This is a genomic window from Streptomyces sp. DSM 116793 (assembly GCF_057320905.1).
Window position 1 is genome coordinate 9,112,756 of sequence record NZ_CM170494.1, and the last position, 16,391, is coordinate 9,129,146.

The 16,391-nt window shown below is 72.7% G+C and carries 17 protein-coding genes and 2 pseudogenes; 7 read left to right on the forward strand and 12 right to left on the reverse strand.

Features of this window, described 5'->3' with window-relative positions:
- Positions 1-53: 53 nt before the first annotated feature.
- From ACSMXW_RS36065 to ACSMXW_RS36090, 6 genes and pseudogenes are all read right to left on the reverse strand, one after another.
- Positions 54-971, reverse strand: a complete 918-nt coding sequence (locus ACSMXW_RS36065; RefSeq protein WP_485802678.1) for an MEDS domain-containing protein — start codon at positions 969-971, stop codon at positions 54-56.
- 451 nt (positions 972-1,422) lie between these two features.
- Positions 1,423-1,875, reverse strand: coding sequence for an SPW repeat protein (locus tag ACSMXW_RS36070; RefSeq protein WP_485802679.1), 453 nt, complete (start codon positions 1,873-1,875; stop codon positions 1,423-1,425).
- A gap of 165 nt (positions 1,876-2,040) precedes the next feature.
- On the reverse strand, positions 2,041-2,907 hold the full coding sequence (locus tag ACSMXW_RS36075; protein WP_485802681.1) for an ABC transporter permease: 867 nt from the start codon (positions 2,905-2,907) through the stop codon (positions 2,041-2,043).
- A pseudogene (locus ACSMXW_RS36080) lies at positions 2,867-3,697 on the reverse strand (ATP-binding cassette domain-containing protein); the annotation flags it as partial. The pseudogene ACSMXW_RS36080 and the gene ACSMXW_RS36075, both read right to left, overlap by 41 nt.
- A 377-nt stretch (positions 3,698-4,074) precedes the next feature.
- Positions 4,075-4,530: a MarR family winged helix-turn-helix transcriptional regulator gene (locus ACSMXW_RS36085; protein ID WP_485802683.1), complete on the reverse strand. Its 456-nt coding sequence runs from the start codon at positions 4,528-4,530 to the stop codon at positions 4,075-4,077.
- A 349-nt stretch (positions 4,531-4,879) separates the two neighbouring features.
- Positions 4,880-5,911, reverse strand: coding sequence for a zinc-binding alcohol dehydrogenase family protein (locus ACSMXW_RS36090; RefSeq protein ID WP_485802685.1), 1,032 nt, complete (start codon positions 5,909-5,911; stop codon positions 4,880-4,882).
- Between the two features lie 115 nt (positions 5,912-6,026).
- On the opposite strand from ACSMXW_RS36090, the gene ACSMXW_RS36095 reads away from it, so the two are divergent.
- Together ACSMXW_RS36095 and ACSMXW_RS36100 are read left to right on the forward strand one after the other, a co-directional pair.
- Entirely contained in the window at positions 6,027-6,269 is a 243-nt protein-coding gene (locus ACSMXW_RS36095; protein WP_485802686.1) for a hypothetical protein, read from the forward strand.
- Positions 6,269-6,643 (forward strand): toxin Doc, encoded by a 375-nt coding sequence (locus ACSMXW_RS36100; RefSeq protein WP_485802688.1) that lies wholly within the window; start codon positions 6,269-6,271, stop codon positions 6,641-6,643. The genes ACSMXW_RS36095 and ACSMXW_RS36100 overlap by 1 nt, the downstream gene beginning before the upstream one ends.
- 121 nt (positions 6,644-6,764) lie before the next feature.
- Here the strand turns inward: ACSMXW_RS36100 and ACSMXW_RS36105 are convergent, their stop codons facing one another.
- Positions 6,765-7,340 (reverse strand): ArsR/SmtB family transcription factor, encoded by a 576-nt coding sequence (locus ACSMXW_RS36105; RefSeq protein ID WP_485802689.1) that lies wholly within the window; start codon positions 7,338-7,340, stop codon positions 6,765-6,767.
- 50 nt (positions 7,341-7,390) lie between these two features.
- Here ACSMXW_RS36105 and def point away from each other — a divergent pair, with 50 nt between their 5' ends.
- Entirely contained in the window at positions 7,391-8,056 is a 666-nt protein-coding gene (gene def / locus ACSMXW_RS36110) for a peptide deformylase (RefSeq protein ID WP_485802691.1), read from the forward strand.
- A gap of 70 nt (positions 8,057-8,126) precedes the next feature.
- Here def and pspAB read toward each other — a convergent pair whose 3' ends face one another.
- From pspAB to ACSMXW_RS36135, 5 genes and pseudogenes are all read right to left on the reverse strand, one after another.
- Positions 8,127-8,705 (reverse strand): PspA-associated protein PspAB, encoded by a 579-nt coding sequence (gene pspAB, locus ACSMXW_RS36115; RefSeq protein ID WP_485802693.1) that lies wholly within the window; start codon positions 8,703-8,705, stop codon positions 8,127-8,129.
- Positions 8,706-8,709: 4 nt separating this feature from the next.
- Positions 8,710-9,624: a zinc metalloprotease HtpX gene (gene htpX, locus ACSMXW_RS36120; RefSeq protein ID WP_485802695.1), complete on the reverse strand. Its 915-nt coding sequence runs from the start codon at positions 9,622-9,624 to the stop codon at positions 8,710-8,712.
- Between the two features lie 294 nt (positions 9,625-9,918).
- Positions 9,919-10,758: pseudogene (locus tag ACSMXW_RS36125) on the reverse strand (ThuA domain-containing protein); the annotation flags it as partial.
- A gap of 166 nt (positions 10,759-10,924) precedes the next feature.
- Positions 10,925-11,347 carry a hypothetical protein gene (locus tag ACSMXW_RS36130; RefSeq protein WP_485808514.1) on the reverse strand — a complete coding sequence of 141 codons (423 nt, stop codon included), beginning with the start codon at positions 11,345-11,347 and terminating at the stop codon, positions 10,925-10,927.
- A 453-nt stretch (positions 11,348-11,800) separates the two neighbouring features.
- Positions 11,801-13,003, reverse strand: a complete 1,203-nt coding sequence (locus ACSMXW_RS36135; RefSeq protein ID WP_485802697.1) for an MFS transporter — start codon at positions 13,001-13,003, stop codon at positions 11,801-11,803.
- Positions 13,004-13,064: 61 nt separating this feature from the next.
- Here ACSMXW_RS36135 and ACSMXW_RS36140 point away from each other — a divergent pair, with 61 nt between their 5' ends.
- The 4 genes from ACSMXW_RS36140 to ACSMXW_RS36155 all read left to right on the forward strand — a co-directional run bounded on the left by ACSMXW_RS36140 (position 13,065) and on the right by ACSMXW_RS36155 (position 16,373).
- Positions 13,065-14,048 (forward strand): ArsR/SmtB family transcription factor, encoded by a 984-nt coding sequence (locus ACSMXW_RS36140; protein ID WP_485808516.1) that lies wholly within the window; start codon positions 13,065-13,067, stop codon positions 14,046-14,048.
- A 182-nt stretch (positions 14,049-14,230) separates the two neighbouring features.
- The gene (locus ACSMXW_RS36145) at positions 14,231-14,773 is read left to right on the forward strand and encodes a DUF5709 domain-containing protein (RefSeq protein ID WP_485802698.1); all 543 of its coding nucleotides are present in this window, start codon (positions 14,231-14,233) and stop codon (positions 14,771-14,773) included.
- A 107-nt stretch (positions 14,774-14,880) separates the two neighbouring features.
- A complete protein-coding gene (locus ACSMXW_RS36150) occupies positions 14,881-15,387 on the forward strand; it encodes a (2Fe-2S)-binding protein (RefSeq protein WP_485808518.1) in 507 nt (168 codons plus the stop codon).
- Positions 15,384-16,373, forward strand: coding sequence for an FAD binding domain-containing protein (locus ACSMXW_RS36155; RefSeq protein WP_485802700.1), 990 nt, complete (start codon positions 15,384-15,386; stop codon positions 16,371-16,373). Before ACSMXW_RS36150 ends, ACSMXW_RS36155 begins: the two co-directional genes overlap by 4 nt.
- Positions 16,374-16,391: the final 18 nt, after the last annotated feature.

Genomic DNA, 16,391 nt, shown 5'->3' on the forward strand with positions numbered 1-16,391 from the left:
CCGCCGGGGCCCGGTCGCGGCCGCGATCGTCGTGCCGCCGGCCTGCGGGCTGGTCAGCGGGGGAGCACGTCCACGTTGGCCCGGTCCGCGCCCAGGCGGAACAGCAGGGCCGCGTCGCGGTCCGTGCACCGGACGCTGACCGTCTGCCCTCCGGGACGGCGGCCCAGCACGCCGACCAGGTCGGCGGCGCACTCGCTGCCGAGGAACGTCAGGCCGGTCAGGTCGACGGTCAGCCGTGCGGTTCCGGCGCTGCCGGACACCGCGGTGGTGAGGGCCTGCCGGAAACGGCCGCGGGTGGCCACGTCCGCCTCGCCGATCAGGCGGAGGGTGCCGGTGCTATGCAGGGCACGCAGCTGGCCGAGGCCCGGCAGGAGGTTGCGGGGGTGGGCCGCGCAGAGGGTGTCGAGGGCCTCGGTGGGGAAGTCCGCGCGGTGGTAGGCGCAGATCTCGCTGTAGAAGCCGTCGGTGAAGAGGTGCCCGGCGCGCCGCTCCCGGTCCATCACCACCTCGATGCGGGCGCCGAGGTCGGCGACCCACCCCATGTCGATGTAGCAGCGCAGACCGGCGTACCCTTCGCGGCGTGCCCTCTCGGTCTGCTCCCGGAGGGACTGCCACTGGCGCTCGGGGGTGAACCGTCCGCCGGGCCCGAGCAGTTTCCGCATGGTGGTCAGGCAGAGCTGGCCGGAGGTGCGGCCGGTGGCGAGCAGCAGACCGGGCGCCTGCTGCAGGCGCCCCCACACCCTCGGCTCCGTCAGCCCCGGTGGTGGCAGGACCAGCACCTTCTCGCCGCGGGCCAGCCCCGACCAGATGAAGGCCGACAGCACGTCCCAGCCGTCCGTCTCCGCGCCGGGGGCCCGTGCGCCCTGCGGCGCGCCGCTGCCTCTCGGTGCGCCGTAGCAGAGGAAGGCGTGGTCCCCGGGGCGCATCTGCTGCACCGCAAGCGTGCCGGTATGCCGCTGTCCAACGACCACGCTCCACCGCTCTCTTCGTGCCGCCTCGCCGTACCGCCCCCGGTTGTGAGGGTATTCCCTGAGTCGCTCCGGTCTTGGGGCTTTGACCGGGAGAGGTCGAGACCAGACACGAACCGGTTGGTGTGTGATGCCCGGGCAGGCCATTTCGATCAACTCCGGGCGCAGGGCGGATCGCTCAGCGGGACAGGGGCGCGGTGCGGCAAGAGCGGTGGTCGCAGGGCGCGCACGCACGGAGCACGGGGCGTGATCACAGGGCGTGCGGGGGGACTTCGCGAGGGAGCGCACCGGCACACGCCGGCCGGTCCGCACGTCGGCGAACCGGCCGGGCCGACCGCTCGTCCCCGTCTGAGGTGGACGGCGGTTCGCTGTGTCGGGCAACGCCCTGCGCCGGCACGCCCGTCGGGCCGGGCGCCGCGCGGGACTGTGCGCCCCCTTCCGTCGAGTCGCCGGCCTAACCGTGGGAGTGGCGGCTGCTCTTAGCCTTCGCTGCAGCAGCCGCGCACAAAAGCCCCAATGCTACGGTCAGGCCACCCAAAGTGGCGTTGTTCGCGATGACGCCCGCGTCCGGGTGGGTACCCACGATCCAGGGCGAGATGATCAGCCACACGCCGATGGCGCTCATGGCCCAGCTCAGCCCGTACATCCGGGCCGGGTTCACGGTGAACCCCAGGGCCAGCAGGCCGAGCGCGATGCCGATGATCACGTTGTGCACCACCAGGAAGGACTGGTTCGTGGTGAAGTGCACCACCCAGGGCGAGACGGCCAGGTAGAGGCCGATGAGGAACACCGGCGCATCCATCAGCACAACGTCTCGCCCACCGAGTACCCGGGCGTATCGTGCCCTCATTTCATCCACATCGGGATGACTGCTGATGTCACCCCTGTGGTGGTAAACCTCGGCCATGAGGACTCGACTCCTTCACTGTACGAAGTCCGGCCGTGCTTACTGGTACGGCTCAAGGCCGTTTATCCCATAGTGCCCTTAATTGCGGCTTATGTGTAGTGTGCCCGGGATCTTTTGTCATCGGATGCCCGGCTGCCCGCGTCGGCGGGCGAGGGGCTGCCCGCGTCAGCGGGCGAGGCGGGCCAGCAGCGAGGAGGCGGCGGCGATGCCCAGGAGTGCGGCGAACAGCAGCACCGCATAGTCGAGCCCCAGATGCGAGGGAGTGCCCAGGAGCAGGCCCCGCAACGCGTCGACCTGGTAGCTCAATGGGTTGATCTTGCTGATGGTCTGCAGCCAGTCCGGCATCACGGACACCGGGTACAGGGCGTTGGAGCCGAAGAACAACGGCATCGTGATGGCCTGTCCGATGCCCATCAACCGGTCGCGGGTGAGCACGATCCCCGCGATGGACATCGACAGGCACGAGAAGAACGCGGAGCCCAGGATCACCGCGGCCGCCACACCGAGCAGTCTCAGCGGGTTCCAGGTCAGCGCCACGCCCAGCAGGGCCGCGATCACGACCACGACGACCGCCTGGATGAGCGCCTTCAGCCCGGCCGCGAACGCCTTGCCGGTGATCAGCGCGGACCGCGGCGTGGGCGTCACCAGCAGCTTGGTGAGGATCCCGGCGTCCCGCTCCCAGATGATCATGATGCCGTAGAAGATCGCGATGAACATCGCGGACTGGGCGATGATGCCGGGTGCGAGGTAGTCGAGGTAGGGCACGTTGCCGGTGGGTATCGCCCGGATGCGGGTGAAGGTCTCGCCGAAGATCAGCAGCCAGAGGGCGGGCTGTATCGCACGGGTGTACAGCTCGGTGCGGTCGTGCCGCAGCTTCTGCAGCTCGACCGCGCACATCGCGGCGACCCGGGCGGGCAGTACCCGCCATCCGGCGCGGGCCGCGGGCGGGGCCACCAGCAGGTCCAGCGGCCGGGGCGCGCCGGGGCGCGGTTCAGCCGACGCGCGAGGCGGTGCGGCGGGTGCTTCGGACATCGCGGAAGTCTCCTGACTCGTCGAGGCCGCTGCCGGCGACGTCCCGGAAGACGTCCTCCAGCGTCGGGTTCGCGGAGGTCTCGCCGTCCGCCCGGCGGCGGCTGCGCAGGTCGGACCTGAGTTCGCCGGGGGTGCCGAGCGCGCGGATCCGGCCGCGGTGCATCAGCGCGACCCGGTCGCAGTACTGGTCGGCCTCGTCCATGTAGTGCGTGGTCACCAGCACGGTCATGCCGGTGGCGGACCGTACGGCGTTGATGTGCTCCCACACGCTGGTGCGTGCGATCGGGTCGAGGCCGATGGTGGGCTCGTCGAGTATCAGCAGGCGCGGCGCGCTGACCAGCGCCTGGGCCAGTTCCAGACGGCGGATCATACCGCCCGAGTAGGTCTTGGCCAGCCGGTCGGCCGCATCGGAGAGGTCGACCGCGGCCAGCGCCTGGCTGACCCGGTCCGCGCGCTCCCGGCGGGACACGTCGAAGACGCGGGCGAAGAGCGCCACGTTCTCCCGTCCGGTGAGGCCGGCGTCGGCCGAGAGCTGCTGCGGCACGTATCCGAGCAGCCGGCGCACCGCCATCCGTTCCCGGGACGCGTCGTGCCCGAAGACCCGTACGGTGCCCGACGGGACCGGCAGCAAGGTGGTGAGGCAGCGGATCGCGGTGGTCTTGCCGGCGCCGTTCGGCCCGAGCAGGCCGAAGACCTCGCCCGCGGCCACGGAGAGATCCAGGCCGTCGACGGCCTTCGTGGTGCCGAAGGAGTACTCGAGACCGGTGCACGTGACGGCGTCGGGGCCGCCCTGGTCGGCGGGGGCCTCACGGCGGGCGGTCGGCGCGCCCCGGCGGGCGCCGGCGGCACCCGCCGGGGCGTCGGGGTCGGCCTTGGTGTCGGGGTCCGCCGGTGCGTCGGGTGTGCCGGTGCCCGACGCCGTGTCCGGTGCGTGGGGCGTGGACCGCGTGTCGCCCGGCGCGGACCCGGCGGGCCGCTTCCCGGAGGCGGCGCCCGTGGTGCCGGGTGGCTCCTCGGCGGCCCCGGTGGCCCGTCCGGCGTCCGTGGCCCCGGCGGGCCGTCCGGTGTCCGTGCCGCCGGGCGTGCCGGAAGGCCTGCCGGTGGCCTCCGGGGAGCGGCCCGCCGGCGTGTCGGCCGAGTTCGACATGGGCTTCTCCGGTGTGTCGGTCATGGGCCCTCCACTTCCTCGTGCAGATTCCGGGCGAGTCTGCGCAGGGCGGGGACGGCGGCGGCGAGCGCCGCACGGTCGGCCTCGCTCAGCCGCGCCACCTGCCCGCGCACCAGTGCGCTGCGCCGTGCCTGCCAGTCCCGCAGCCGTGACTCGGCCGCGGGCGTGGGCCGCAGCAGCGCCGAGCGGCGGTCCCCGGGATCGGTCTCCCGGATCAGAAAGCCCGCCTTGCTGAGCTGGTTGACGAGCGTGGAGACCGAATTGCCCGCGAGATACAGCTCCTTGGCCGCCGCCGACACCCGGATGCCGGGCCGGGCGACGACCAGCCGGAGCAACTCCACCTGTGCGCCGCGCAGCCGGGGCTCGGCCATGGTGCTGCGCACCCGCCGCCGGATCAGCCGCTGAATTCCGGCCAGCGCGTCCGCCAGCGCGTCCGCAAGGTCTTCTGGGGCCATGGGGGAAAGGTTAGCTCTGACAAAGAGGTATTCGCCACCGGTGATCCGCACCCGTGCGTTCCATCGCCGACCCGGAGGGCGACACGGGGTCCTTCGGAACGTGGCTGGTTGCTCGCACCCACGCGGCGGAGCCCCCACGGACTCAAGGGCTCCGAAGGTGCCCCAGGACGCAGCCGCGCGCCGCTGTCGGCGCGCGGCCACGCCTGGAAGGGGCAGCGGGGAACCCCGCGCCAAGCCACGGGGAGACCCGCGGAACGCGACCGGCCCGGGGGAGCACCGACCGACCGCCGTCCCGACCGACCATCGGCCAGACCGACCGCCGCCCCGACCGGACCGGCCGGCCCGGGTCTCACTCCGCCGCGATCACGACCTTCCCGATCATCCCCGACCCCTCCACCGCCCGATGCGCCTCGCGCAACGTCTCCGGCGTGATCGGAGCGAGCTTCTTCGTGAGCGTCGACTTCAGAACGCCCGCATCGAACAACCGGGCCGCCTCGTCGAGGATCTCGCGCTGCGCCGTGCTCTCCGGGTCGAACAGCGGACGTGTGAACATCAGCTCCCAGTGCCACGTCTGGCTCTTGGACTTCAGCGGCAGGGTGTCCAGGCTGGCCGGCTCGTCGATCGCGACCACCTGCCCGTGCACGCTCATGACATCCGCGTACGTCTGCACGTTGCCCTGCGAGAACGGCGACAGGATGAACTGCACTCCGTCCGGTGCCACCCTGCGCAGGTCCTCGCGGAGGTTGTGGTGGTTCACCACATGGTGGGCGCCCAGCGACTCGGTCCAGGCGATGGACTCCTCGCGGGAGGCGGTGGCGATCACGGTGACGTCCGTGAGCTGCCGGGCGAGCTGGATCGCCATGGAGCCGACCCCGCCGGCCCCGGCCATCACGACCAGCGTCCCGGTGCTGTCCCTGCGCAGGGCCATCCGCTCGAACAGCGACTCCCAAGCGGTGAGCGTGGTCAGCGGCACCGCGGCGGCCGCCGGGAAGTCCAGCGACGCGGGCTTGTGCCCGGTGATGCGCTCGTCGACGAGGTGGTAGTCGGCGTTGGCGCCGGGGCGGCCGATGGAGCCCGCGTAGTACACCTCGTCACCCACCGAGAACGCGCTGACCTGCGAACCGGTCGCAACCACCACCCCCGACGCGTCGAAGCCCAGCACCTTGGGCGCCTCGGTGGGGCCGAAGGCGGCGCGGACCTTCACGTCGACCGGGTTCACGGAGACCGCGCGGACCTCCACCAGCAGGTCGTGGGGGCCGGGCGCGGGCAGGGCGATGTCCACCGGGACGAACGAGGTGTCCGCGTCGACGGGCCCCGCGGAGAGCGCGGCGACGGCATGTGCGGTGGTGGGCAGATCGGGTGTGGAGCTGTGTGTGGTCATGGCGGCACGCTACGGCAGCGCACCCCGCCTCCCGCGACACCACCCCTGTTCCGGTGCTCCCGCGGCGACGGTAGGGTCGTTCCCTGCAATGGCACCTGATTGGTACCGTGAGAGCATGCCATCCCTGAATGTGTCGTTCACCGACGAGGAGCTGGAGGGGGTCCGGGCGGCGGCAGCCGCCGAGGGGAAGAGCCTGAAGCAGTATCTGCACGATCTCGGCGTGCGGGAGCACCAGCGGAAGCAGTTCGTGGCGGGCGCGCTCGCCTGGGGCGAGAAGCTGAGCGCCGAGTTCGACGAGGCGTTCCCCGACGAGTTGCCGCCCTCCCGGCGCCGTGGCCGGGGAGCCGCGGTCGCCTGATGCCCCTCTACATCGACGTGTCATGGCTCCTGGACGTCCAGGAGCGTGCCATGCCCGAGGACGTGTCCGTCGCCGACTACTCGGCGCTGGTGGCGGCGGTAGCCCGTCACAAGACCAAGATGCCGACGCTCGCCGCCTCCGATCCGGATGCGGCCTGGCGGGCGGCGGCGCTCCTGCACGCCATCGTCCGCCTGGAGCCGCTGCCGCACCTCAATTCCCTCTACGCCGCCCTGGTCGCCGCCCAGTACATGGGCCAGTCCGGCGAGGGCATCGACCCGCCGTACGGCGCGTTGTCCGGCCTGGTCCGCCAGGTGCGCGACGGCGACGCGGACGTCTACTCGGCCGCCGAGCAGCTCCGCAAGTGGCGCATATAGCGGCGCCCGTGCGCCGCCCTCCGGAACCGGCGGTGTCCACCCCGCGCACCACGGCCGGGCCGCCGGCCGACGGTGGGGTGCGCGCGGTCCTCCGCGCCCCGGGGTGCACACCCGCGCCGCCTCACAGCAGGGGGAAGAGCCGGGTGACCGCGGCCACGGCCACCGCGTCCGCGGGACGCGCGGCCGGGTCCCCGTCCCGCTCCCGGTAGGGCTCCAGCAGCTCCCGCGCCCCGGCGGCGACGTCCGCGAGTTCCGCGGGGGAGAGGTGCACCACCGCCGAGAACGAGTGGTCGTCCTGCCACTCGACCGGCAGCCGCTCCCTCCGGTCGAGCCAGCGCTGGTGGCTCTCGTCCTCCACGTCCCGGGTCAGCGCGGTGAACTCCCGCGCCGCTCGCTGCGGCCGGTCCGGCGCGTCCCACCGCAGCCGCCAGGGCCGGGCCCTGCCGCCCCGGTGCGGCGCCTCCTCCACCAGGCCGTGCCGGGCGAGCTGACGCAGATGGAACGAGCACAGCCCCGAGCTGTGGCCGAGACGCGCGGCCGCCTCGGTGGCCGTCAGGGTGCCCGTCTCGGCGAGCAGGTCCAGCAGCGCGATGCGCACCGGATGATCGGGCAGCGGCTGCGGTGCCCGACCGGTGGTGCGCAGGGTGCCGTCCGGCGCCGGGTGCGGCGGAGTGTCCTGGTGGTTCTCCTTGGTCATCTCACGGAGTGTGCTACTTTGCAAAGCACTTTGCAAGGGATGGGGGCATCATGGCCGTCGGTTTCGGGGGCGGACGAGTGCGGTGGGACCGCCGGGTGCGGGTCCAGGGCGAGCCGGTGGACTCGTATCCCCGCACGGTGCCCGAGGCCGTCCGGGGCGTCATGCGCAGGGTCACCGTGGTGGGGGAGGAAGTCCTGCACCGCAGGTGCCGGGAGGTCGAGGACTTCGGCTCGCCCGAGCTGACGCGGCTGATCGACGACATGTTCGCCACCCTGGACATCTGCGAGGGCGCGGGCCTCGCCGCCAACCAGGTCGGGGTGGGTCTCAGCCTCTTCGTCTGGGACTGCACCGACGAGTGGGGCGTCCGGCACGTCGGCCATATAGCCAACCCCGTGCTGGACGAGCTGCCGGCCGCCCGTAGGGGCCTCGCCGAGGAGGCCGAGGGGTGCCTGTCGGTACCGGGTCCGTACCGCGTGGTGCCCCGGCCGGAACACGCCGTCGTCCGCGGCTCCGACAAGGACGGCAGGCCGCTCGTGATCGAGGGCCGCGGTTACTTCGCCCGCTGCCTCCAGCACGAGACCGACCACCTGCACGGGCGTCTCTACCTGGACCGGCTCACCCGGCGGGAGCGTGCGTCGGCGCTGCGGGAGATGGCCACGGCGCAGGGCGAGGTGTTCGCCCGGCGCGCGGCACGGGCGGGTGCGCTGGGGAAGTGACCTGCTGGCCCGTCGGCCGGCGGGACCGGGGCCCGGCCCCGGCCCGTCCGGGACCGGGGCCGGGCCGTCGTCACAGCCCGGGTGCGCCCCAGAGCGGGAACCAGCGAGTGAGGTCGGGCTCGATGCGCAGGTCGTTCGCGAGGGTTGCGCGGATCTGCAACTCCAGGGTGTTGTCGCGGCGCTCGCCGGTCAGCGGTGCGAACGGGTAGAACGAGCCGCGCTTGTACAGGTACACCAGCGCCAGCCGGCGCCCCTCGGGGTCCCGGAAGCCCGCCAGGGAGCAGAGCAGCTGCGGTCCGAAGCCGGACTCGTACAGGGCGGAGTTGACCGCGTGCAGATCGCTGACCAGGGCGGGCAGGTCGTCGGGCGACCGGCGGGAGATCAGCCAGGAGTAGCCGTAGCCATCCCGCTCGAACGCGATGGGCGGGCCGCTGCGGTCGCTGTCCGCGTCGAGCAGCTCCCGCACGCCGTCGTGCACCTGGGCGAACTCGGCGCCCTCCACGCTGGAGAAGCAGACCGAGCCCACCCCCGTGGGGGTGAAGGCGGCGGCGGCCTCCAGGGTCACCGCCGCCGAGGGCAGGCCGAAGAGCTGGTCCAGGTCGGGCGCGGCCGGACGGCTGCGCCCGAGCAGGGTGTCCAGGAAACCCATGCGGTCAGCTCCGGGTGTCCGTGGTCTGGCCGAGCTGGGCCGAGATGGCGGCCAGCTGGTCGAGCCGGCGCTCCAGGCTCGGGTGAGTCGAGAAGAGCTGCTTGAAGCCGGGCATCGTGCCGACGGCCGGGGTGAAGTAGAAGGCGTTGAACGCCTTCGCGGTCCGCAGGTCGCGGGTGGGGATCCGGGCGATGTCGCCGGTGAGCTTGGTCAGCGCCGAGGCGAGGGCCGAGGGGCGGCCGGTGAGCATCGCACCGGCCCGGTCCGCGGCCAGCTCGCGGTACCGCGACAGGGCGCGGATCAGCACGAAGCTGATCGCGTACACCGCGATCGACACGCCGACCACCATCGCCAGCAGCGCCATGGTGTTCTGGTCGCGCCGGCCGCGGCCGAACAGCTCCGAGTAGAACGCGAAGCGCACCACGAGCCCGGCGATCACGCCCAGGAACGAGGCCACCGTGATCACGGCGACGTCGCGGTGCGCCACATGCGACAGCTCGTGGGCGAGCACGCCCTCGAGCTCCTCCGGCTCCAGACGTCGCTCCAGGCCGGAGGTGACGCACACCACCGCGTGATTGGGGTTGCGGCCCGTCGCGAACGCGTTGGGCATGTCCGTGGTGGCCACGGCCACCCGGGGCTTGGGCATGTCGGCCGCCGCACACAGGCGGTCGATGACACCGTGCAGGTGCGGCGCCTCCTCACGGGAGACGATCCGGCCGTGCATGGCGTACAGGGCGATCTTGTCCGAGAACCAGTACTGCGCGAAGAGCAGCGCGGCCGCGATGACGACCACGAGGACCACGGATTGGAGCAGCACGATGAGTGCGGCGACGAAGCCCACGTAGAGCAGGCCGAGCAGGAAGAGCGTCAGCAGCATGCGGGCGGTCAGCCGCCTGTCGGGCTGGAAACGGCTGTGCATCCCTATCACTCCAGAGTGAAAGAGCAGGTCTAGGCCCGACTGCATCGCATGCCACGCGCGGCAGCCCGGTCGCGTTCTCTCCATAGTCCGCCATAGCGGGTCAATACCAGGTTAAGTCCTGCGCAGCGGTAGGAAACGGCCCGCGGCCCCGCGAAAAACCCGTGGCCGGCGGCTGCCTCGGGGCAGCGGCCGGCCACGGTGGGTGACGGAAGCGGCGTGGGTGACGGAGTGCGGGGGTGGACGGGTGCGGAGTGCGGGGTGGACAGGTTGGGGGACGGTTTATCGGACGGGTGCCGCCCCGGTTCCCAGCCAGGTCAGGCCGTCGAGGAGGAAGGTGTTCTGGGTCTCGCTGTCGAACGTCGACGACAGGGGTGTGTTGGTGGCGTAGTCCATGGCGTCGTGGCCGAAGTTCGCGTACAGCATCCGGTACTCGGTGTTCGTCCACAGGATCGGGTAGTAGCCGTCGTACCAGGACTGGTTCGGGTCGGTGCCCAGTGGGAAGCTCACGGGGTCGACGGAGGCCAGGATGTCGATGTCCGGGTTGCTGCGCAGGTCGTTGCTCCAGCTGTACCACTCGCTCACCGACGAGGTGAACGTGGCGGGCAGGCCGGCCGTCGCGGGATGGTCGCGGTCCTCGGTGCGCAGGGTGGCGGTGGTGGGACCCCAGGTGTTGGAGACGAAGTCGCCGCTGCCGAGGAACTGCTCGTAGTACCAGGGCCAGCTCTGCGCGTCGGTGGTGAAGGCGGACACGTGGAAGCCCATCCAGGCGCCGCCGCCCTTCATGTAGGCCTCGAAGCCGGAGCGCTCGGCCTCGGTCTTCGGGGCGTCGTCGAGGAAGAGCAGCACCTGGTACTGCCCGAGGGCGGCGCTGTCCGCGAGCAGGCCCCAGTCGTCGGTGGCGGTGTAGGTGAAGCCGTGGTCCGCGCCCGCCTGCGGGAACCACTCGTTGGCCTCCTTGACGAAGGCGATGTGGGCGGCGTCGTAGGTGCCGTTGTAGAAGGCCAGCACCTTGAACGGGGCGGCGCCCGCCCGGCCCTGTGCGGAGGCCGGCACGACGGCGAGGCCGAACAGCACCGCGAGGAGCACGAGGAGCCGGAGGCCGAGCCGGCGCACGCCGGAGTTGCTCTTGATCATGGGGTTCCTTCCCCGTGACAAGCCGGTGAGCAGCCCGTCCGTGGATGTGGGGGATGGGGCGCGCCGGGGGAGCGGCCCTCCACGATTCAAGAAGTGAGCAATGTTCATGTCAAGGTGTTGGTACGGACCAGTATCGGGCCGGGGCCCTGCCGAGCCGGGTGCGTGCTCAGTCCGCCCCGGTCGGGCATGTGGTGATCAGCATCGGCATGGCGCGGTGCATGCGCATGGCGTCGACCGATTCCGCCAGCAATTCGTACTCCGTCGTGTCGTCCCGGGTGGCGAACCGCATGAGGCGTCCGGCGGCGAGTTCCTCGGCGACGTTCTCCTGGTGCGCCGGATCGAAGCACCAGGCGCGCAGCGCGCTCGGAACATCCGGTACGGTGTCCGCCACCGGAGTGAGGGCCGTTGCCGGAAAGAAGGGGTCGTCCGGGTTCGGATCGAGCCGGTCGGCTATCCAGGCCGCGCGGTCCCGCAGCCACCACAGGGCAAGAGGCAGGGTCGGGGCCCGGTAGGTGCCGAGGGGCACGCCCACGCGCCTGCCGCCGCAGACCCCGTAGGCGGTGACCTGGCACAGGATCTCGTCGTGCACAGCAACCCCCGTCACGTCGCCCGCCGCATGATGAGCGGAGCGTTACGCCCGCACAACATGGTGTGATCAGACGACGAATATCGATTCCCGGGGCCTTTGTCACCACAGACTTCCGGCCAACCGCCCCCTGTGGAGGGAGTGGGGGATGCCGGATGGCCGGAAGGTGCCTCTTGTCACCGTCCGGGGCGCGGTGGGTGCCGAGCGTGCCGCGGCATGGAGAGATTGATCGTTTCCCCGGCAGGTGAGCGCGTCGTCCGAAAACAGCCCCGTGGGGTGGCGGGATCTCTCGTCCGGCCGGTGGCCGGAGCGACCGCACCCGCCCGTTCGTACCGGTGCCACTCCACGGGCCGCGCCGGGCTTCTCGCGCAGTTCCCCGCGCCCCCTTGAGGGGCACCGGCGGTGCCGTGGCACAGGGGTACGGGGAACTTGCGCGAGCAACGGCCGCCCGCCGGATCACGGACCGACGACCGCCCGTTCGGCCGTCCCGCGCGGCTGCGGCGGCTCCGCACGCAGCCTCGGCGCCAGTGCCAGCGTCACCGCCGTCGAGGCCACCGCCATCACCGCCATCGCCGTGCCGGGCGAGGACCACTGCGCGACGGCGCCCGCAAGGGCCGCCCCCACGCCCTGCAGGGCGAGCAAGCCGGACGAGTGCAGCCCGAGGGCCTGCCCGCTCATATCCTCCGGCGTCAGCGCCAGCAGGCGGTCCTGGAGCAGCAGGCTCGCCGCGAAGCCCGTCGACGCCACGGTCACCGCGGCGACCGCGGCCGGCAGCGGCAGCGGCAGCGCGAAGAGCAGATACGGCGCCGCGAGCAGCAGCCGCAGCGGCGCCCCCAGCCGGTGCCGCAGCCGCGGCGGCACGAAGCGCCCAGCGACCGTGTCCCCGGCGAGCATGCCGAACGCGGCCATGGCGAAGAGCAGGCCCGCATGATGTGGTGCGTACGGCACGAACAGCGATTCACAGCCGACGATCAGCCCATTGGGCACCCAGAGCGTGAGATACACGTATCTGCGCGGCACGGACGACCACAGCCGCCGGTTGGTCCGCCAGGTCTCGCCGATCGAGGGACGGCCCGCGGCGCGCGCGGGCCGCCCGCTCAGCCCGGTACCGGCCAGGAGCGCCGACGCGAGGTGGAGCAGTGCGGCGGCCAGCAGTGTCTCGCGCGGCGACAGCGCCACCGTCAGCACACCGCCCAGGGCGTAGCCGGAGATCTGCATGACACCCACGGACATGTTGAGCACCGAACGGCCCAGCAGGTACCCGTCACGCGGCAGCACCTCGTTGAGCAGCCCGTAGCGCACCCCGCCCCCGACCGACGCCACCAGACCGAGGCCCAGCACCAGGCAGAACAGCCCCCACACCGGCAGCCCCGGCACCGCCAGCGCCGCGGTGCCCGCCGCGAAGACCAGCGCGATGGCGGTCAGCGCGCCGCGCGGCGGCAGCCGGTCCGCCGCCGACAGCAGCGTCAGCGCCCCGGCCAGCTGCGCGAACGACGCGCCGAACATGCTCAGCGCGGCCAGCAGAGGCGACCCCGTCGCCCCGTAGACCAGGGTGGCGAGCGCCAGCCCGCTCACCGTCTGCGCGGCGACCTGCGCCGACACGGACGTGAAGAGCGCACGGAACTCCCGCACCCGGAAGAGATCCCCGTATGTGTGCATGGCCACAAGGCTCCGTGGGCGGCCCCGGAGGGCGTTAATGTTTCGCGGGGAGGCGAAAGCATTGGGGCTGTGGCACGTCAACGCGGACACGCTGGCGGGCAGCAGGTTCCTCGTCTCCGCCCTGGCCGAGACCACCGCCTGCCTGTTCACCCTGCACACCCGGCAGGCCACGCACCCCGGCGAGCGCGCCTGGCTCACCGCCCACCTCGGCGCCTACCGGGCCCGTCTCGACGCCGACCCGGTCACCGCCTGCCTCCTCCGTGCGGCCTACCGCGACCACTGGATCGCCGACTTCCTCACCCCCACCCCCACCGGGGCCCGGGAGCCCGCGTTCGACGCGGAGACAGACCAGATCAGGGCCATGTCGCCGGAGCGGGCACGACAGGACCTGCGGGACGCGCTCGGTGGCCCGCTGCCGGCCCCGCTGGACCGCTCCGACCTGCCCGAACGCGCCGCCGACCTGCTGACGTGGGTGTGGCAGCACACCGTGCGGCCCGACTGGGAGCGGCGCCGGCGGATCATCGAGGCCGACATCGTCGCCCGGTCCGGCCGGCTCGGGCAGGTCGGCTGGGCCGCCACACTGGACGCCATGCGCCCCGGCATGCGCTGGCTCGGCGGCAGCCGGCTCCAGGTCAACCCCCGTGACCACCCGCCCCGGGAGGTCTCAGGAGCCCCGCTCTTCTTCGTCCCGGTCACCCACCAGCAGCACGGCTGGGTCTCCTGGTCCACGCCTCCGGAGGCCGCCCGGTACGCCGTCGTCCACCCCTGCTCCGGCGTCCTCGCCGATGCGGACCGCACCGCCGTGCCCAAGGCGCTGGCGCGGCTGCTCGGGCCCGCGCGGGCGGCCGTCCTGGTCCTGCTTGACACCCCGAAGAGCACCACCCACCTGGTCACGCTGACCGGCCAGGGGCTGGGCTCGGTCGGCCGGCACCTCCGCGTCCTGCTCGACGCCGGCCTCGCCGGCCGGCGGCGCAGCGGCCGCTCGGTGCTCTACTACCGCACCGCGGCCGGCGAGGTCCTCGTCAGGGCTCCCGGGAGCGGCTGACCGCACTGCCGGAGCGGCTGACCTCGCGAGGCTCACCGCGCCGCCGGGGGTGGCCGACCGCGCCGTCGTCGGGGGCGGCTGACCGGGCCGCCGCGGGGCGGCCGCCGGCAAGCCGCAGGTGTGGTCCGCCGCGGGCTGGATACGCGCAGCGGGGAGGAACAGTCGGAGGAAGGGGGCCAACCATGTCGGCCGACGACCCGAGCGGCGACGACCTCTACGACCCGAACGGTGACGACGTCTACCAGCCGGACGAGCCCGACGAGCCCCTCTACGAGGGCATCCGCGAGCCCGAGGACACCCTGATCGACCGGGGCGCCGACCCCTACGACGAGGGCGCGTCACCACCCGAGCGGCCCCTGGCCGTCGAGCACCAGGGCACGACGGCCAGGGAGCAGAACCAGGGCGAGACCCTGGACCAGCGCCTCGCCGAGGAGGAACCGGACCCCGCCCTCGACGACGAGGCGCTCCTCGACGACGGCATCGGCGACAAGCCCGGCGGCAACGGCGAGCCCCGCGACGACGAGGTCGGCGACGACCGCGCGGGACGCCTGGTCGCCCCCGACGAGGGCGCCCACGAGGACGAGGAGAAGGACCTGCTCGCGGAGGACGTCGGCATCAGCGGCGCCGCGGCATCGGCGGAGGAGGCCGCCGTCCACGTCGTCCCGGAGAACTCCGACCGCACCGACACGCGCCGTGAGTCCCGCGAGCCGCCCCCGGCGAGGTGAGCACCGTGACGCTGCATCCCGGCACCCACGCCCCGACCACCCCCGAGGAGCCGCACGGCCCGTACGCGGGCTCCGCGGGCGAGACGCGGGAGACGACCCACTCCCGCATCACCCTCCGCGTGAACGGCACATCCCGCACCCTCGTCGTCGACAACCGCTCGGCGCTGCTGGACGTGCTCCGCGAGCAACTCGGCCTCACCGGCGCCAAGAAGGGCTGCGACCACGGGCAGTGCGGCTCCTGCACGGTCCTCGTCGAGGGCCGCCGCGCCAACGCCTGCCTGCTGCCCGCCGTCGCCCAGGACGGGTACGACATCACCACCGTCGAGGGACTCGCCGAGGCGGACGGCGGGGAACTCCACCCGCTGCAGCGCGCCTTCCTCGACCACGACGGCTTCCAGTGCGGGTACTGCACCCCGGGGCAGATCTGCTCCGCGGCCGGCATGATCTCCGAGGCCGCGGCGGGTCACCCCTCCGACGTCACCGAACCGGACCATCCGGCCCACGAGCCCGTCGCGCTCACCCCGGCGGAGATCCGGGCCCGGCTCAGCGGCAACATCTGCCGCTGCGGCGCCTACCCCCACATCGTCGCCGCCGTCGAGGACGTGATCGAATGAAGCCCTACTCCTATGTGCGGGCCGCCACCGTGGACGAGGCCACCGCCGCCTACGCCGGACACTACGGTGCGCACTACCTCGGCGGCGGCACCAACCTCGTCGACCTGATGAAGCTCGGCGTCACCGCCCCGGACACCCTGGTCGACATCAGCAGGCTCCCCCTGGACGGCATCGAGGAGAGCCCCGACGGGGCCCTGCGCATCGGCGCCACCGCACGCAACACCGACGTCGCGGTGCACCCGCTGGTCCGCACCCGGTGGCCGGTGCTCACCCAGGCGCTGCTCGCCGGCGCCTCGGGCCAGCTCCGCAACATCGCCACCATCGGCGGCAACCTGCTGCAGCGCACCCGCTGCCCCTACTTCCAGGACACCGGCAAGCCGTGCAACAAGCGCCGGCCGGGCAGCGGCTGCGCCGCCCGCGAGGGCAGCCACCGCGACCACGCCGTGCTGGGACACTCCCCGCACTGCATCGCCACTCACCCCTCCGACATGGCCGTCGCCCTCGCCGCCCTCGACGCCACGGTCGAACTGCACGGCACCGACGGCGAGCGGTCCGTACCCGTCACCGAGTTCCACCGGCTGCCGGGGGACCGGCCCGAGCAGGACACGGTGATCCGGCCGGGCGAACTGATCACCGCGGTCGTGCTGCCCGCGCACAGCGCCGGCCTGCCCGCCGCCTACCGCAAGGCCCGCGATCGCGCCTCGTACGCCTTCGCGCTCGCCTCGGTGGCCGCCCTCGTCGAGATGCGGGACGGCCGGGTGCGGCGCAGCGCTCTCGCGTTCGGCGGCCTCGCCCACCGGCCGTGGCGGGCCCGCCGCGCCGAGGAGGCCCTCCAGGATGCCGAGCCCACCAGGGCGGCCGTGGCGGAAGCCGTCGACGCCGAGCTGTCCCGGGCCGAACCCCTGCGGGACAACGCCTACAAGATCCCCCTCGCGCGCAATCTGGCCTGTGAGGTGCTGACCCGGCTCACCACCGGCCCGCGCTGACATGCACCCACCACCCGG